The 14,345-nt window shown below is 57.0% G+C and carries 20 protein-coding genes; 14 read left to right on the plus strand and 6 right to left on the minus strand.

Annotation, left to right across the window (positions count from 1 at the left end; translation table 11 throughout):
* The first annotated feature begins 100 nt into the window (after positions 1 to 100).
* From ACP86_RS10855 to ACP86_RS23215, 13 genes are all read left to right on the plus strand, one after another.
* Complete coding sequence (locus ACP86_RS10855; RefSeq protein WP_176443100.1) at positions 101 to 1,171, plus strand: TRAP transporter substrate-binding protein; 1,071 nt, start codon at positions 101 to 103, stop codon at positions 1,169 to 1,171.
* Positions 1,172 to 1,312: 141 nt separating this feature from the next.
* Positions 1,313 to 2,434 carry a spermidine/putrescine ABC transporter ATP-binding protein PotA gene (potA, locus tag ACP86_RS10860; RefSeq protein WP_053113780.1) on the plus strand — a complete coding sequence of 374 codons (1,122 nt, stop codon included), beginning with the start codon at positions 1,313 to 1,315 and terminating at the stop codon, positions 2,432 to 2,434.
* Positions 2,427 to 3,284 carry a spermidine/putrescine ABC transporter permease PotB gene (potB, locus tag ACP86_RS10865; RefSeq protein WP_053113782.1) on the plus strand — a complete coding sequence of 286 codons (858 nt, stop codon included), beginning with the start codon at positions 2,427 to 2,429 and terminating at the stop codon, positions 3,282 to 3,284. The genes potA and potB overlap by 8 nt, the downstream gene beginning before the upstream one ends.
* Positions 3,284 to 4,054 carry a spermidine/putrescine ABC transporter permease PotC gene (potC, locus tag ACP86_RS10870; RefSeq protein ID WP_053113787.1) on the plus strand — a complete coding sequence of 257 codons (771 nt, stop codon included), beginning with the start codon at positions 3,284 to 3,286 and terminating at the stop codon, positions 4,052 to 4,054. Before potB ends, potC begins: the two co-directional genes overlap by 1 nt.
* Positions 4,051 to 5,091 (plus strand): extracellular solute-binding protein, encoded by a 1,041-nt coding sequence (locus ACP86_RS10875; protein WP_053113790.1) that lies wholly within the window; start codon positions 4,051 to 4,053, stop codon positions 5,089 to 5,091. The genes potC and ACP86_RS10875 overlap by 4 nt, the downstream gene beginning before the upstream one ends.
* A 108-nt stretch (positions 5,092 to 5,199) precedes the next feature.
* Positions 5,200 to 5,358, plus strand: coding sequence for a hypothetical protein (locus tag ACP86_RS23205; protein ID WP_162490507.1), 159 nt, complete (start codon positions 5,200 to 5,202; stop codon positions 5,356 to 5,358).
* Between the two features lie 21 nt (positions 5,359 to 5,379).
* Complete coding sequence (locus tag ACP86_RS10880; RefSeq protein ID WP_053113792.1) at positions 5,380 to 5,823, plus strand: TOBE domain-containing protein; 444 nt, start codon at positions 5,380 to 5,382, stop codon at positions 5,821 to 5,823.
* Positions 5,820 to 6,392 (plus strand): ABC transporter permease, encoded by a 573-nt coding sequence (locus tag ACP86_RS10885; RefSeq protein ID WP_227507866.1) that lies wholly within the window; start codon positions 5,820 to 5,822, stop codon positions 6,390 to 6,392. The genes ACP86_RS10880 and ACP86_RS10885 overlap by 4 nt, the downstream gene beginning before the upstream one ends.
* Entirely contained in the window at positions 6,374 to 6,715 is a 342-nt protein-coding gene (locus ACP86_RS10890; RefSeq protein ID WP_227507867.1) for an ABC transporter permease, read from the plus strand. The genes ACP86_RS10885 and ACP86_RS10890 overlap by 19 nt, the downstream gene beginning before the upstream one ends.
* Before the next feature lie 63 nt (positions 6,716 to 6,778).
* A complete protein-coding gene (locus ACP86_RS10895; RefSeq protein ID WP_053113794.1) occupies positions 6,779 to 7,087 on the plus strand; it encodes an antibiotic biosynthesis monooxygenase family protein in 309 nt (102 codons plus the stop codon).
* Positions 7,066 to 7,458: a thiol-disulfide oxidoreductase DCC family protein gene (locus ACP86_RS10900; protein ID WP_227507868.1), complete on the plus strand. Its 393-nt coding sequence runs from the start codon at positions 7,066 to 7,068 to the stop codon at positions 7,456 to 7,458. The genes ACP86_RS10895 and ACP86_RS10900 overlap by 22 nt, the downstream gene beginning before the upstream one ends.
* Before the next feature lie 122 nt (positions 7,459 to 7,580).
* Positions 7,581 to 7,883, plus strand: coding sequence for a hypothetical protein (locus ACP86_RS23210; protein ID WP_053113798.1), 303 nt, complete (start codon positions 7,581 to 7,583; stop codon positions 7,881 to 7,883).
* A 33-nt stretch (positions 7,884 to 7,916) separates the two neighbouring features.
* Positions 7,917 to 8,387, plus strand: coding sequence for a GGDEF domain-containing protein (locus ACP86_RS23215; RefSeq protein WP_053113800.1), 471 nt, complete (start codon positions 7,917 to 7,919; stop codon positions 8,385 to 8,387).
* Positions 8,388 to 8,413: 26 nt separating this feature from the next.
* On the opposite strand, the gene ACP86_RS10915 is transcribed toward ACP86_RS23215, so the two are convergent.
* The 5 genes from ACP86_RS10915 to ACP86_RS10935 form a co-directional block, all read right to left on the minus strand.
* Positions 8,414 to 8,854 carry a universal stress protein gene (locus tag ACP86_RS10915; RefSeq protein ID WP_053113801.1) on the minus strand — a complete coding sequence of 147 codons (441 nt, stop codon included), beginning with the start codon at positions 8,852 to 8,854 and terminating at the stop codon, positions 8,414 to 8,416.
* A 38-nt stretch (positions 8,855 to 8,892) separates the two neighbouring features.
* The gene (locus tag ACP86_RS10920; RefSeq protein WP_053113803.1) at positions 8,893 to 10,176 is read right to left on the minus strand and encodes a TRAP transporter large permease; all 1,284 of its coding nucleotides are present in this window, start codon (positions 10,174 to 10,176) and stop codon (positions 8,893 to 8,895) included.
* 35 nt (positions 10,177 to 10,211) lie between these two features.
* Positions 10,212 to 10,805: a TRAP transporter small permease gene (locus tag ACP86_RS10925; protein ID WP_008177210.1), complete on the minus strand. Its 594-nt coding sequence runs from the start codon at positions 10,803 to 10,805 to the stop codon at positions 10,212 to 10,214.
* Positions 10,806 to 10,913: 108 nt separating this feature from the next.
* Positions 10,914 to 11,942, minus strand: coding sequence for a TRAP transporter substrate-binding protein DctP (dctP, locus tag ACP86_RS10930; RefSeq protein ID WP_053113805.1), 1,029 nt, complete (start codon positions 11,940 to 11,942; stop codon positions 10,914 to 10,916).
* A gap of 141 nt (positions 11,943 to 12,083) precedes the next feature.
* Positions 12,084 to 12,710: a YqiA/YcfP family alpha/beta fold hydrolase gene (locus ACP86_RS10935; RefSeq protein WP_014579187.1), complete on the minus strand. Its 627-nt coding sequence runs from the start codon at positions 12,708 to 12,710 to the stop codon at positions 12,084 to 12,086.
* A gap of 53 nt (positions 12,711 to 12,763) precedes the next feature.
* On the opposite strand from ACP86_RS10935, the gene ACP86_RS10940 reads away from it, so the two are divergent.
* Positions 12,764 to 13,315: a glutathione peroxidase gene (locus ACP86_RS10940; RefSeq protein WP_053113807.1), complete on the plus strand. Its 552-nt coding sequence runs from the start codon at positions 12,764 to 12,766 to the stop codon at positions 13,313 to 13,315.
* On the opposite strand, the gene ACP86_RS10945 is transcribed toward ACP86_RS10940, so the two are convergent.
* Complete coding sequence (locus tag ACP86_RS10945) at positions 13,312 to 14,319, minus strand: LLM class flavin-dependent oxidoreductase (RefSeq protein ID WP_008177218.1); 1,008 nt, start codon at positions 14,317 to 14,319, stop codon at positions 13,312 to 13,314. The genes ACP86_RS10940 and ACP86_RS10945 overlap by 4 nt on opposite strands.
* Between the last annotated feature and the right edge of the window lie 26 nt (positions 14,320 to 14,345).

The raw sequence follows: 14,345 nt of genomic DNA on the forward strand, positions 1-14,345 counted from the left end.
TCAGGGTGTTCTGCCGATTGGCGGAACACCATGAGGAAGCTATGATGGTCACGCGAAAGAAATACCTGTTTTCATACCAACAATAATGGAAGCCAACACAATGACAATCCGGAAAACACTGCTTGCGGCCGTGGCCGCTGCGGCTACTGCGTTCAGCGTGTCCTCGGTGGCCGAGGAAAACTATACCTTGCGCCTTGCGCAAACCTGGGGGCCCAACTCTCCGGTACTGGGAGAGACAGTTCAGCATATGGCGGACATGGCAGAAACCATGTCAGACGGCCGCTTGCAGATTCGCATAGATCCGTCCAACAAGCACAAGGCGCCTTTCGGGATTTTTGATCTGGTGCGCAATGGCCAGTACGACATGGGCCATACCGCGTCCTATTACTACAAGGGCTCAATCCCGAACGCTATGTACTTCACCACCATTCCGTTCGGGCTGATCGCGCCCGAGATGTACGCCTGGTTCTACCACGGTGAGGGCATGGAGCTGATGCAGAAGGTGTATGAACCCTATGGCATGCTGTCCTTCCCGGGTGGTAATACCGGTAACCAGATGGGTGGCTGGTTCCGCGAGGAGATCAATTCACTTGAGGATCTTCAGGGCCTGAAGATGCGCACCCCGGGGTTCGCTGGCGAGGTTATGTCGGAATTGGGTGTTGCCGTGACCAACCTGCCGCCGGGTGAGCTGTACACCGCACTCGAGCGTGGCACCGTGGATGCCGTTGAATGGGTCGGTCCTGCCCTGGATTTCCAGATGGGTTTCCACCAGATCGCCAAGTACTACTATTCGGGCTGGCAGGAGCCGGGCGCGGAAGTTCAGTTCCTGATCAACAAGAAGACCTGGGAAGAGCTGCCAAAGGATCTTCAGGAGATCCTGCGGGTTGCCATGCGCACCGCTGCCTATGACATGTACATCCAGAGCACCCACCAGAGTGGCGTGGCCTGGGATCGCATGAAAGAAGACTACCCGGATGTAACTCACAAGGTATTCCCGCCGGAAGTCATTGATGCCCTGCGCAGCACCACTAACCGTTTGCTGGCCGAAGCCGCTGAGAAGGATCCGCTTGCGAAAGAAATTATCGATTCACAGCGTGACTACCTCAAGCAGGTTCGTCAGTGGACCAACATTTCCGACAAGGCCTATCTGAATAGTGTGGCTGAAGACTGAAGCCTGACAATACCTGAGAGCCCGTCGAAGGCTTGAGGGCTTTGTCAGTCAAAGGGGCGCCGGGGCTGTAATACCCCGGCGCCCCTTTTTGTTTGCGTCGGTTTCTGGAAAAATAGGCCGCTCATTCTTTGGGCAGCGCCGATGAAACAGACACTGCTATCCCTGAGCAATCTTTCCAAGCAATTCGGTGGCAAAACGGTGCTCGACGGTCTGGATCTTGAGATCTACGACGGCGAGTTCATTACCCTGTTGGGGCCTTCCGGCTGCGGTAAGACTACGCTGCTGCGCCTGATGGCGGGCTTTGAGCATCCTGACGAGGGCACCATTACCCTGGCGGGAGAAAATCTCACTCACACCGCCCCGGAAAACCGGCCGCTGAATACCGTTTTCCAGCACTACGCGCTGTTCCCCCACATGTCAGTGTTCGACAACGTGGCCTACGGCCTGAAGATGGAAAAACGTCCCAAGGACGAGATTCGCCAGCGTGTCGATGAAGCCCTGGCCATGGTGCAGTTGCAGGATTTTGCCCGGCGCAAGCCCCATCAGTTGTCCGGCGGACAGCAGCAGAGGGTCGCCATTGCCCGCGCGGTGGTCAAACGCCCACGCCTGCTGCTGCTGGATGAACCCCTTTCGGCCCTCGATTACAAACTGCGTCGCACCATGCAGGTGGAGCTGAAGCGCCTGCAGCGGGAGCTCGGCATCACCTTTGTCTTTGTGACCCACGATCAGGAAGAGGCGCTGTCGATGTCGGATCGGGTGGTGGTGCTCAAGGATGGCCTCGTTCAGCAATTGGGAACGCCCCGGGAAGTCTATGAGCGACCGGCGAATCTCTTCACCGCGCGGTTTGTGGGTGAGACGAACTTTTTTCCGGGCACCGTTGAGTCGGTTCAGAACGGTTCCATTACCGTGGATGTCTTCGGCCTCAAACGAACCCTGCGCCGTCCGGATTTCCCGGTTCGCGAAAGCCAGCGCCTGCACGTTTTGCTTCGACCGGAAGATATCCGGGTTCTCGACCCTGACGACGAGAACGGCGTCGCAGGCAAGATTGTCGAGCGCAATTACAAGGGCAGCACGCTGGATTCGGTCATCCATCTCGCCGATGGCACCGAAGTTCTGGCCAGTGAATTCTTTGATGAAGATGACCCGGCGTTTGATTACCGGCTTGGAGAGCCCGTAAAAGTCAGCTGGGTTGATGGTTGGGAATGGCTGCTTCCAGAAGAAGCCAGCCAGAGGAGCGAAGAGGAACTGCCGGCCGATGCATAGCATTATGCAGCAGCCGTTCAAAAACGCTGTCCTGATTCTGGTCTGGGGCTGGCTCCTGTTCCTGGTACTGGCGCCGAATCTGCTGGTGGTAGGCGCCAGTGTCATGACCCGTGACCCGGTCTCGTTCCTGTCTCTGCCCCTGAATCTGGATGCCTATCGCCAGCTGTTTGATCCCCTGTATCTGGACGTCTTCCTGCATTCCCTGTACATGGCGGCGATGACCACGCTGGTGTGTTTGCTGATTGGCTATCCGTTTGCCTGGGCCCTGTCCAAAGTGGGCAAGCAACGTCAGCTGGTCCTGATCTTCCTTCTGATCGTGCCGTTCTGGACCAACTCTCTGGTGCGCACATACGCACTGAAGCTGATCCTCGCCACCAATGGGCTGCTGAACAGCGCCTTGATGTCGGTCGGGCTTATCGATGAGCCGCTGCAGCTGCTTTACACCGAGGGCGCAGTGATCATTGGCCTGGTGTATCTGCTGTTGCCGTTCATGATCCTGCCACTGTATTCGGTGTTTGAGGATCTGAAGCAGGAGCTGCTGCTGGCTTCTCATGATCTGGGCGCGGGTCGGCTTTCCACCTTTGTGCACGTAATAGTTCCGCTCACATTGCCCGGAGTGCTGGCCGGCGTGATGCTGGTCTTGCTGCCGGCCATGGGCCTGTTCTTCGTTCCGGATATTCTGGGCGGTTCAAGAAACCTGCTGGTAGGCAACGTGATCAAGAACCAGTTCCTCGATGCCCGCAACTGGCCTTTCGGGGCTGCCGCCAGCATCGTGCTTACCGTGACCATGGCGTTCCTCATGTTCGCCCATCGCCTGAGTAAGCGGCGAATTGGCGAGGAGGGTGCCTGATGACACGGTGGCTGCCCCGAACCTATCTGACTCTGGTCTACATCCTTCTCTATGTGCCCATCGTGGTGCTGGTGGTGTTCTCGTTCAATGAATCCCGAACCGGTTATGCCTGGGGCGGGCTCAGCCTGCGCTGGTACGAGGCGCTTTTCAATAACCGGGCCATGGTCAATGCCATGTGGAATTCCCTCTGGCTGGCGCTGTCTGCCGCCACGGTGTCCACGGTTATCGGTGCCCTGACGGCCCTGGCCCTGCACCGGTACCGGTTCCGGGGCAAGAAGCTGCTCAACGGCATGCTGTTTGTGGTGATGATGTCGCCGGAGATTGTCCTGGCTATTTCGTTGCTGGCCCTGTTCCTGTTGGTGGGATTGCAGCTCGGCTATGTATCGCTGCTACTGGCTCACGTCACCTTCTGCCTCCCGTTTGTGGTGATCACGGTCATGGCCCGGTTGAGTGGTTTCGACGAGAGCCTGCCCGAGGCCGCCCGGGATCTGGGCGCTTCTGATTTTACGATGACCCGCACCGTGCTGATCCCGGTGATCATGCCGGCGTTACTGGCAGGCTGGCTGCTAGGGTTTACACTGTCTCTCGATGATGTGGTGGTCAGTACGTTTGTCAGTGGCCCGAGCTATGAAATTCTGCCCCTGCGCATCTATTCCATGGTGCGTGTGGGCCTGAAACCCGAGGTGAATGCCCTGGGCACACTGTTGCTGGTGTTTTCACTGGTTATGCTGATGTTGTCTCAATGGATTCTGGTAAGGAGCAAACGATGAAGAAACTGGCACTGGCCGGCTTGCTGGCAGTGGGATTGACGGGGTGCAGTTCCGAGGATCCCCGGGTTCTCAACCTCTATAACTGGTCCGAATACATGCCTCAGGAAGTCCTCGACCGTTTTACCGAGGAAACGGGCATTCAGGTGGTCTACACGACCTACGACAGTAACGAGGCCATGTATGCCCGTCTGAAGCTGCTGGATGACAGCGCAGCCTATGACCTGGCGGTGCCGTCTACCTACTACGTCAGCAAGATGCGCCAGGAAGACCTGCTGATGCCGATCGATCGCAGCAAGATCGAAGGGTTTGATAATCTGGATCCCGAGCTGGTGAACCTGGATATCGATCCGGCGAACAAATTCTCCGTGCCCTACCTCTGGGGTACCACAGGGCTGGCCGTGGACACCGCAGACATCGAAGGGGAGCCTGTCACCGCCTGGGAAGACCTGTGGGAAGACCGTTTCGAGGGGCGCGTGATGCTCACCAACGACATGCGGGAGGTTTTCCATGTTGGTCTGCGGGTACTGGGTTACTCCGGTAACAGTACCGACCCGGAGGAGATCGAGGCGGCCTATGAAAAGCTTTCCGAGCTGATGCCCTCGGTTCGTACTTTCAATTCCGATGCGCCCCGCATGCCGTATCTGGAGGGCGAGACCGATGTTGGCATGATCTGGAACGGCGAAGCCGTGATGGGCAAGGACACCATGGAGTCGCTGGAATACGTGTATCCGGAAGAAGGCATCATTGCCTGGTTGGACAGCTTCGTGATTCCGAAGAACGCCAAGAATCCGGAAGCGGCCCACCAGTTCATCAGTTTCGTACTGCAGCCTGAAATCTCCGCCCTGATCAGCGAGGAGATTGGTTATGCGACACCAAATCTGGCGGCGAGGGACCTGTTGCCGGACGAAGTTGCGAATAACCGGGCAAGCTATCCGAACGCCACCGACATGATCAATGCCGAGTTCCAGACCGACATCGGTGACGACGCCCTGCAGGTCTATGCCAAGTACTGGGAGATGTTGAAGTCCGGGCGTTGAGCGCGTCGATACTTCATGGCACCACTGAAAACGGAGGCTGCGGCCTCCGTTTTTTTGCGCCGGGTTTCACAAAACTGCAATACATGGTCTATTACTTCCTGATAACAAATGGTTAGCAAACTTCTGGAATTGCCACCAGTAAGGACACGTTATGATCATGCCCTCTCGTTCGACACTGAACCGTGCTTTTTTTTGCTGTCTGCAGCCCTTGCCACCGCCAGTTTTTCCGGCACCACGCTGGCCGAAGATCTGCGCCTGATCACCTGAGGTGGCTACGCCCCGGATGATGTGGTCGCCCAGTTTGAGGAGGAGACCGGCATCGATGTACAGGTGACCCTCTCCAACAATGAAGACATGATTTCCAAGCTCCGCGCCACAGGCGGGGCGGGGTTTGATCTGGCCGAAATCCGTCTGGATGATGGTGTGCTGGTTCAGGGCAGGGTGGCATCGGACAATCTTCGAACCGGCCATCGGGCCGAACTGTATATCCGGCCCGAATCCCTGGTGCTGTCTGGGGATGCGCTCAGTGCCGGCTTCTCATCGATGCAGGCGAAAGTGCGCACCACCCTGTTCGATGGGGCCAACAGCCGGGTCGAGGCAGAGAACTGTGGGCAACCGGTATACGCCCGCCTGCCTCAGGATGGCTCGGCACCCAGGCTGTCTGCCGACAGTTCAATCCGGCTGGCCTGGAATCCGGCCCTGGCCAGGGTTTTTGGAGCCGAGAGTCTGTGAGGTCGTCGGTCAGTCGATTATCCCTCTGGTTGCTGCTCACTCCGTTCCTGCTCTGGATCGTATTGCTGGTGATCTTGCCCCATCTCCAGATGCTCCGGGTATCGTTCCAGGTCCGGGAAAGCTGGGACACCATTGCCTGGTACATTGCCCGTCTTGCCAGAGGCTGTTCGAAAGGCATTCTGTTTCTGGCCTGCCTGATTCCGTTCTGGGCCAGTGAGTTGGTGCGTACTTACGGTTGGATGATTCTGCTGCGTGAAAGCGGCCTGTTCAGTCCCTGGCTACAGGCACTGGGCTGGGTCGATGGTCCGGTGGAAATGCTCCACAACGACGTTGCGGTCATCATCGGCCTGGTGTACAACGGCCTTCTGTTCATGGCGGTGCCACTGGTGACAACCCTCGATGGCATGGATGAGAACCTGGTCGAAGCCGGCTACGACCTGGGTGGCGGCCACGGCACGGTGCTGCGCGAAATCGTTGTGCCCTGGGGTGTGTTAATGCCGTGTTGTTTGAACGGGTACAGTTTCGGGGCAAGGAAGTCCTGTACCTGCTCATGCTGCTGCCGCTGGTGATTCCCGCCCGCCTGCGCAAGTTCGACCCCCAGCTGGAAGAAGCCGCCCTGAATCTGGGCGCCACGCCTTTGGTGGCCTGGTTTACCGTGACTCTGCCCTGGCTTTTGCCGTCTATTTTCGGAGCCGCCGCCATGGCCTTCCTGATGTCATTTGAAAACTTCAATACCACCGTTATGCTGACAGGTAGTGATACACCGTTGACGGTGGCCCTGTTCAATCGCCTTCGGGAAGGGTCGACGCCCGTGCTCAATGCGGTGGCACTGTTGCTGATGGTGGGCTCTGCGCTATTGGCGCTGCTGGTGATGGGCCGCTCCTCACGTTAACGGTGTTCGCCGCAATCACGGGATAACGCGACCGGATTGGACTGGCAGTCGCCGGGAGGTCTCATGAAGTTTATTTTCGAAGTGCATATCCGGGAAGGCCACACGGCGGAGGAATACGCGGATGCCTGGGTAAGAGCGAGCGAAATTATCCAGCAGGCGCCCGGAGCCCGGGGTACAGAGCTGCACCGCAAGATTGGCGACCCCAACACCCTGATTGCCATCGCCTCCTGGGAGAGCAAGGAACAGCGGGATGCCATGGAAGGGCAGCATAACCCTGAGGTGGCCGCTATCATTCGCAGTGCTGCGCCGTTTGTGGATATCAAACCCATTGGTGAGTTTGAGGACCCGGAATGGGTGGTGAGGCCGCAATGACAGAGAGCGGCAATACCCTTCGTGTTTTCTACGATGGAGCCTGCCCCAGCTGTCGGCGGGACCGGCGCCAGTACGAACGCCTGGCGGGCCGGGCTGCCGATCAGGTTGAGTGGGTGGATATTACGGGTCGGGATGAAGAACTGAAAGCCCGGGGTATCGACCCGGATATGGCGCTCAAGGAGCTGCACGTGGAGGACCAGAACGGCCATATCCACAGTGAGCTGGATGCCTACATCCTGCTGATGTCGCGCGTGCCGTTGCTCAAACCTCTGGCATGGATTATCAGCCTGCCGGTGATCCGGCCCCTGCTCAGCCGGCTTTATCATCGTATGGTGACGAACCGTCTTGAGCGCACCGGTCGGATGCCCTGACAGAGGGCTCCGGATTTCGCAGGGACTGGGCTATAATCTGGGCTAATCGTTACAAAACTCAGGGTTGGGAATACCGCTGGGGTGACTCACCTTTCACCAACGATGGTATCCCGAAGTGGGTGTTGCAGGATGCACCCGAAAAATGGAACAGCATTGGTTTCCCCTCCAATCCACCCGGCCGTGAAGGACGTGAAAACGTCTGGTTCCGGGTCACCCTGCCAACCGGCGAGTGGCAGGAGCCCGTCCTCTACATCTTCAGTGTCGATCTCATTGTTCAGGTCTGGCTCGAGGGTGAAAAAATCTACCAGTACGGAGAGTTCAACGCTGACGGGCGTGGCCGCTTCGAAGGCAGGCCCTGGCATGAAATCGTGCTGCCCGAGAATTACGAAGGCAAACCGGTGTACTTCCGGATCTTCTCCAACTAGACGGATATCGGTCTGTGGGGTGAAGTCTCCATCATGGACCACCCGGATCTGGTGTTATACATCCTCAAGAATTCCCTCGAAGCTCTGGTGATCGCAGGCTTTGCCACGTTGATCGCATTGCTGGCCATCATTTTTGCGCTGCCGCAAACAGAAAAGAAAACCTTTGCAGGTATCTCGCTGTTTACCCTGGCTTCCGCCCCGATGCTGGTCTCGGAAAGCCAGGCCAGTCTGCTGATTGTCGATATTGACCACTTCAAGAGATTTAATGATACCCACGGCCACGAAGCCGGGGACAACGCCCTGAAGATAGTTGCAGGCATCCTCCAGAACCAGTTCCGGGAGAGTGATATTGTTTGCCGGTATGGCGGTGAGGAGTTTGTGGTGGTCATGCCGGGGGCAACATCGGAAGCCGCCAGGGACAAGGCAAACCAGCTGTGCGAAGCCGTTGCAGCTTCTGACCCTGGCAGACAAGGCGCTCTATCGCGCCAAGTCAGCCGGTCGTAATCGGGTCGAAGTCTCTGGTTGAACGGTCACACCACCAGAACCGGGCATTTGGCGTGAGATGCAACCCGGTGTGAAACACTGCCCAGAAACAGGCCATCTTTGTCACTGTGCGTACCCTTGGTGCCGATGACGATCAGGTCCGCACCTTTTTCTTTGGCAAACTCTACAATGACTTTTGAGGGTTTACCGGCTTTGACGAAGCCGCGGACATTTTTGCCGCCGCGTTCCGCCGCCAGTTGTTTCGCGTGATTGACCACATCCTTGGCATATTCCGAAAGCACTTTATCCGGGATGTCCATTTCAGCCGGTCGTCCGATCGACAGAGATGCCTCAAACAGGCTGTGATGCTTGTACACACACAGCAGGTAGATCTCCGCATCAGTCAGTTCTTGTAGCTCAATAGCCTTGCTCAAGGCCTCGAACGAGGTCATCGAGCCGTCTACCGCCACCAGAATCCGTTTGAACATGTCGTACTCCTTTGTATTCACTCTTCAGGATGATCAGATCACCTGAAGGCCAGGTCGCGCAGGAACAACGCAATTTGCGGGAACGCAATCAGTAACCCGGCAGCGGATATCAGCATGATTACGAATGGCGGCGTGCCGCGAATAACCTCGAGATAAGGGCGCTTGAATATCGCTATGGCGGTGAAAATATCACAGCCGAACGGTGGCGTTGCCGAGCCGATGGCTACCTGAAGGGTAATCAGCACGCCCACCAGAACCGGGTCGATGCCAGAAGCTTCGATAGCCGGTGCAAAGATCGGCGTCAGCACCAGAATCACCACGATCGGGTCAACGAACATGCAGGCAATAAAGAAAGCGATACAGATGGTAATCAGCACGCCAACGGGGCCCATATCGCTAATTCCGACTGCGTCCAGAATGGCCTGGGGAATCTGGGCAAAGGAAATGATCCAGGAGAAGCCGGTGCCCACGGCTACAAGAATAAAGACGACAGCAGTGATCAGGCCGGTGGACTTTGCAATACGATAGATGTCAGCAAGCTTGAGTGAGCGGAACACTACGAATTCCAGCAGGAAGGCGTAGAGCACGCAAACGGCCGCCGCTTCTGTCGGGCTGAAGATACCCCCGTAGATCCCGCCGACGATAATAACTGGGAAAAACAGCGGCCATAGAGCCTCGCGCATGGATATGACCCGCTGGCGCCAGGTGGACTTCTCCTCGGTCGGGAGGTTGTTGACGCGAGCATAAATCAGGCAGTAGATGGAAAACATGACCAGAATCATCAAGCCTGGCCCGATACCGGCAATGAACAGCTCGGCAATGGACGTCTCGGAGATAACCCCGTAGATGATGAAGCCAATACTCGGGGGTATCAAAAAGGCAATGTCACTGGAATTGATGATCAGTGCCAGCGAAAACGAGTCTGAATAGCCCGCTTTGAGCAATTTGGGCCGCAGAGGCGAACCAACGGCTACCACCGTAGCCTGGGTCGATCCGGACACGGCACCAAAAAGCGTGCAGGACGTGGCGGTGCTGATGGCAAGGCCGCCTTTTACGTGGCCGATGAACGCCATGACCATGTTGATCAGCCGGTCAGCGGATTGACCGCGGGTCATGATGTCCGCTGCCAGAATGAACATTGGGACCGCAATCAGCGAGGCGGGCCGGATACCGCCCATCATCTGCTGGACGAAGGTGCCCATCTGGCCGAAGCCATCAAACATCATTACAAAACCGACCACCGCACCTGTGATCAGCGGTACCATCATCGGGAAGCCCAGCAGCAGCAACCCGATCATGATCAACATCATTATAGTTGCCATGATTTCCTATCCTTCCTTAACGTCAGCTGCAGGGTTCATACTTCCGATTCTGTGTCCGCGTAGCCGTCGACAACCCCAGTGGAAAGATAAACATCTTTGCTGGTGAAGTTCTTTATGGCCGTCAGGAGGTACTGAATACCTGTAATGGCAAAACCGATCGGGACCCAGATGTAAATCCACCAGATCTCAAAGCCCAGGGCGGGCAGAATTCGCCCACGACTGTAAAGGGTTTCGATGTATCCGAACGAGTGGTAGCAAAGAAAGAACATCACAAGAGACGTGAACAGGGCGATGATGATCATCAAAACCTTGCGGCCCTTGACTGGCAGTGCGTCGTAGATTGCGGACATCCGGATGTGCCTGCCGTGACGGGCTGCATAACCGATGCCTGCAAAGGTAATGAGTATAATCAGGATCCGGTTGATTTCACCTGAGAAAAAGAGGCCTTCACCGAATACATACCGCGCAATGACGTTCACACAGGTATTGATTGCCATCAGGATGACGCCAGCGGCCAGCATGAACGCCTCGACCTTGGCAATGATTTCATCAATCGTCCCCAGAAAACCGGGCAGGCCGGACTCGTAGGTGCCGGTGTCGTCTTCAAGATCCGGGGAATTCTCGGACATGGGGTCTGCTCCAGAGCATGTCGCTCCCTGCCGGTAGGGAATCCCCGGCGGGGCGGGGTTAGCAAAGCTGCCCGCCGGCCGGAGCCGGCGGGAGTGGTTCCACTAGTCTTAGTTGTTCTGAACTGCTTCCAGGTCTGCTTTGAACTGGTTCAGCAGTTCTTTGCCACTGTCGCCAGTCATTTCGATGAACTTCTCTTCCACCTGGGGCGCACGGGCCTTGAAGGCTTCGATCTGTTCGTCGTTCAGACGGGTGACGGTGACTTCATCGCTGGCTTTCTGGATCTTGGCCAGGGCTTCGTCTGCCAGACCGTCGATGTGCACAATGATTTCTTCAAAGGCAAAGTCTGCAGCGTCCTGAACCAGTTTCTTGTCGGCGTCAGACAGGCCATTATAGAAATCCTGGTTGGCCATCATGGCAGTGGTGAACCAGCCGTGCTTGGTGAAGACCAGGTTCGGGGACACTTCATAAAGACCGCCGGACTCGATCCAGAAGATCGGGTTTTCCTGCCCCTGGATCATGTTGGTCTGCAGCGCACCATAGACTTCACCCCAGGGCAGCGGGGTCGGTGTCGCGCCGAAGGCAGAATAGGTTTCTGACAGAAGCGGGTTGGTCATGACCCGGATCTTCTTGTTGTTGAAGTCCTCGGGCTGGGTGACCGGCTCATCAACCGTTACAACCATTTCCCCTTCCGGATACATCTTGAGAAGCTCCAGACCCTTCTCTGCGTAAAGCTCCGGGAAGTCTTCATTGATGGCTTTACTGGTGCGGAAGAATTCGATCACCGTATCCATGTCGGTCGGCATCAGGTAAGGAATAAAGAAGATCTGCGCTTCCGGAATCAGCGAGCCTGTAAAGCCGGGCGACTGGTTAACAAAGTTCAGAATACCTGCCTGGGTTTGCTCCATGATGTCGTCAGACTCACCCAGCTCGCCGAAACGGTATACCTGCAGGGTGTGGTCAGAGTTATCCTCAATGTATTCCTTGAACTTGTAGGCGAATACGTCCTGAACGTCGCCTTCGTACTCTTCGTGCGCATAGCGCCAGTTAGCGGCGTTTACAGAGTTCGCCATGGTCATCGCAGCGAATGCGAACGCTGAAATTCCGGCCAGTTTCTTGAACTTACTCATGCTGCTCATCGGGTTTTCTCCGTTCGTTTTTTTGCTGAAATTTATTGTTACATTAATAAAGACTGGCAAAACAAAGTGGTTTTCGCAAGAAAATGGCCAAAACAATCGTTTCAGCAGAGATGGTTTTGATCGTTTCGCAAGTTCATGAAATCACGGTCGATTCATATCTGAAAGGCAGGTTTGAAGGAATTCGCGGAACTCACTGACGACCCGATCAAGACTGTTTTCCAGTCGGTGCCCATCCGGCAGGACCAGAATCGGAAGGCCCTGATCACGGGCCAGATCAAGCACCGGCGCTACCGGTACCACGTCGTCATCCCAACCATGAATGATCTGACGGTGGTCCGCCTGGATCAGCGGGCTGGATTGGGGATACCGGGCCATCGCCAGGGCTGGCGCCAGCATGAAGCATCCCAGAACAGGCGTTTCCGAGGATGTCTGGGCGCAGACCCAGCCCCCCATGCTCGAACCGGCAAGGATGGTGTTTTCCGGCTTGGCATTGCATTCAGCCATTGCCTCGCGCATCTGGGCCAGCCGTGTCGCTGGATCCCGGGTGCTGCTGTGATCAATCGCGTGGGCCTGAATGCCCGGAAAGGTTTCCGACTCGGCTTTCATGGCCTGGATCTTGGTGCTGCCAGGGCCGCTCTCCAGGCCGTGGGAAAGGAAGACGTGGATCGGGGTGTCTGTCATGATGAATGTTGCTCCGGTGCTGAACGCTTTAATCACCTGAATGATGAGCAGCAGGGCCTGCTCTGTCCACCGTGCTGGCTGAGCCATCGGTCCGGTTGCGGCGTATAAATGAAACTTAGTTGAACAGGGAATCCGGATCCATGAAACAGGTAAAACGAGGTCTGATAATCACCGCTTTGATTTTCGGTCTATCAGGAGCGCAGGTAGCCATGGCGGACAGTTGTCCGGCGTTTCTCGATCATGAACAACGCAAGCTTCACTCAACAGACACGGTAAACCTGTGTGATCTCGCGGCTGGCAAACCCATGCTGGTGGTCAACACCGCCAGCCGTTGCGGATACACAGGGCAGTTCGAGGGGCTCGAGGCCCTGCACAAACAGTATTCGGAGAAAGGGCTGGTTGTGGTCGGCTTCGCCAGCGACGATTTCCGGCAGGAGGCAGATTCCGAAGCCGAGGCGGCCACCGTCTGTTTCAAGAACTTCGGAGTGACCTTCACCATGATCGCACCAGGAGCGGTGACCGGAGCCGAGGCCAACCCGGTGTTCCGGGCCATCAATGAGCAGAGCCAACCCCCGCGCTGGAACTTCACCAAGTATGTGATTGATCGTTCCGGCACGGTCGTCGACTCCTTTCCGAGCCGGGTGCGCCCACAGGATCCGGAGCTGATCGACGCGGTGGAATCTGTGCTTTAGGACAATGCCAGCCCGGCATTTCTGGTTTGGGCCAGGATGTCGAGCGCATGCCGGCGCGTCTCTGGGTCGTAGATATCCACCGTGAACATCAGTTCCTCGACCTCAATGTCCGAGAGAATGTGTCGCAGCTGTCTCCCGATGGTTTCGGCATCGCCAAGCAGTTGCAGACCCAGAAAATCCTTCACACTGGCTTTCTCGCCCGCGTTCCAGAGCCCGTCCATGCTGTTTACAGGCGGTTTCATCCACAGCGGTTGTCCGCGGAAGAGGGCGAGAATGCGCTGATAGCTGGTGGTAGCCAGAAACTCTGCCTCCTGAACGGAATCGGCCGGAACGGCTGGCAGGGCAAGCATGGCATAGGGCTGTTCAAGCGTTTCCGAGGGCTGGAAGTTGTCGCGGTAGACTCTGAGCGCTTCCCTGTAGAGCCGGGGTGCGAAATGTCCGGCGAAGGCATAGGGCAGACCGCGCATGGCGGCCAGCTGGGCGCTGTAAAGGCTTGATCCCAGCAGCCAGAGCGGCACATTGGTGCCCGCGCCGGGAATGGCCCTCACGGGCTGCCCTGGCTGCAGGGGGCCAAGCAGGGACTGAAGCCGGGCGACATCCTCAGGAAACTGTTCAGCACCCAGGCCGTCGCGCCTCAGGGCCCGCGCGGTCACCGGGTCAGTGCCCGGCGCGCGGCCCAGTCCAAGGTCAATCCGCCCCGGGTACAGACTCTCGAGTGTTCCGAATTGCTCGGCAATGACCAGTGGCGGGTGGTTGGGCAGCATGACACCACCGGAACCGACCCGAATAGACTTCGTTTTGCCTGCGATGTGTCCGATCAGGACAGACGTCGCGGAGCTGCTGATGCCTTCCATGTTGTGATGCTCGGCCAGCCAGAAGCGCTTGAAACCGAGTTTCTCGGCCCGTTGGGCATAGGCCACGCTGTTGGCAAGCGTGGTGCCTACCGAGTCGCCTTCGCGGACGGAGGCCAGTTCGAGCAGCGAGTAATCAGGACAGTCAGGCATGGAGCTCCCGCAGTAAAAGTGGAATT

Source organism: Marinobacter sp. CP1 (genome assembly GCF_001266795.1).
GTDB lineage: Bacteria > Pseudomonadota > Gammaproteobacteria > Pseudomonadales > Oleiphilaceae > Marinobacter > Marinobacter flavimaris.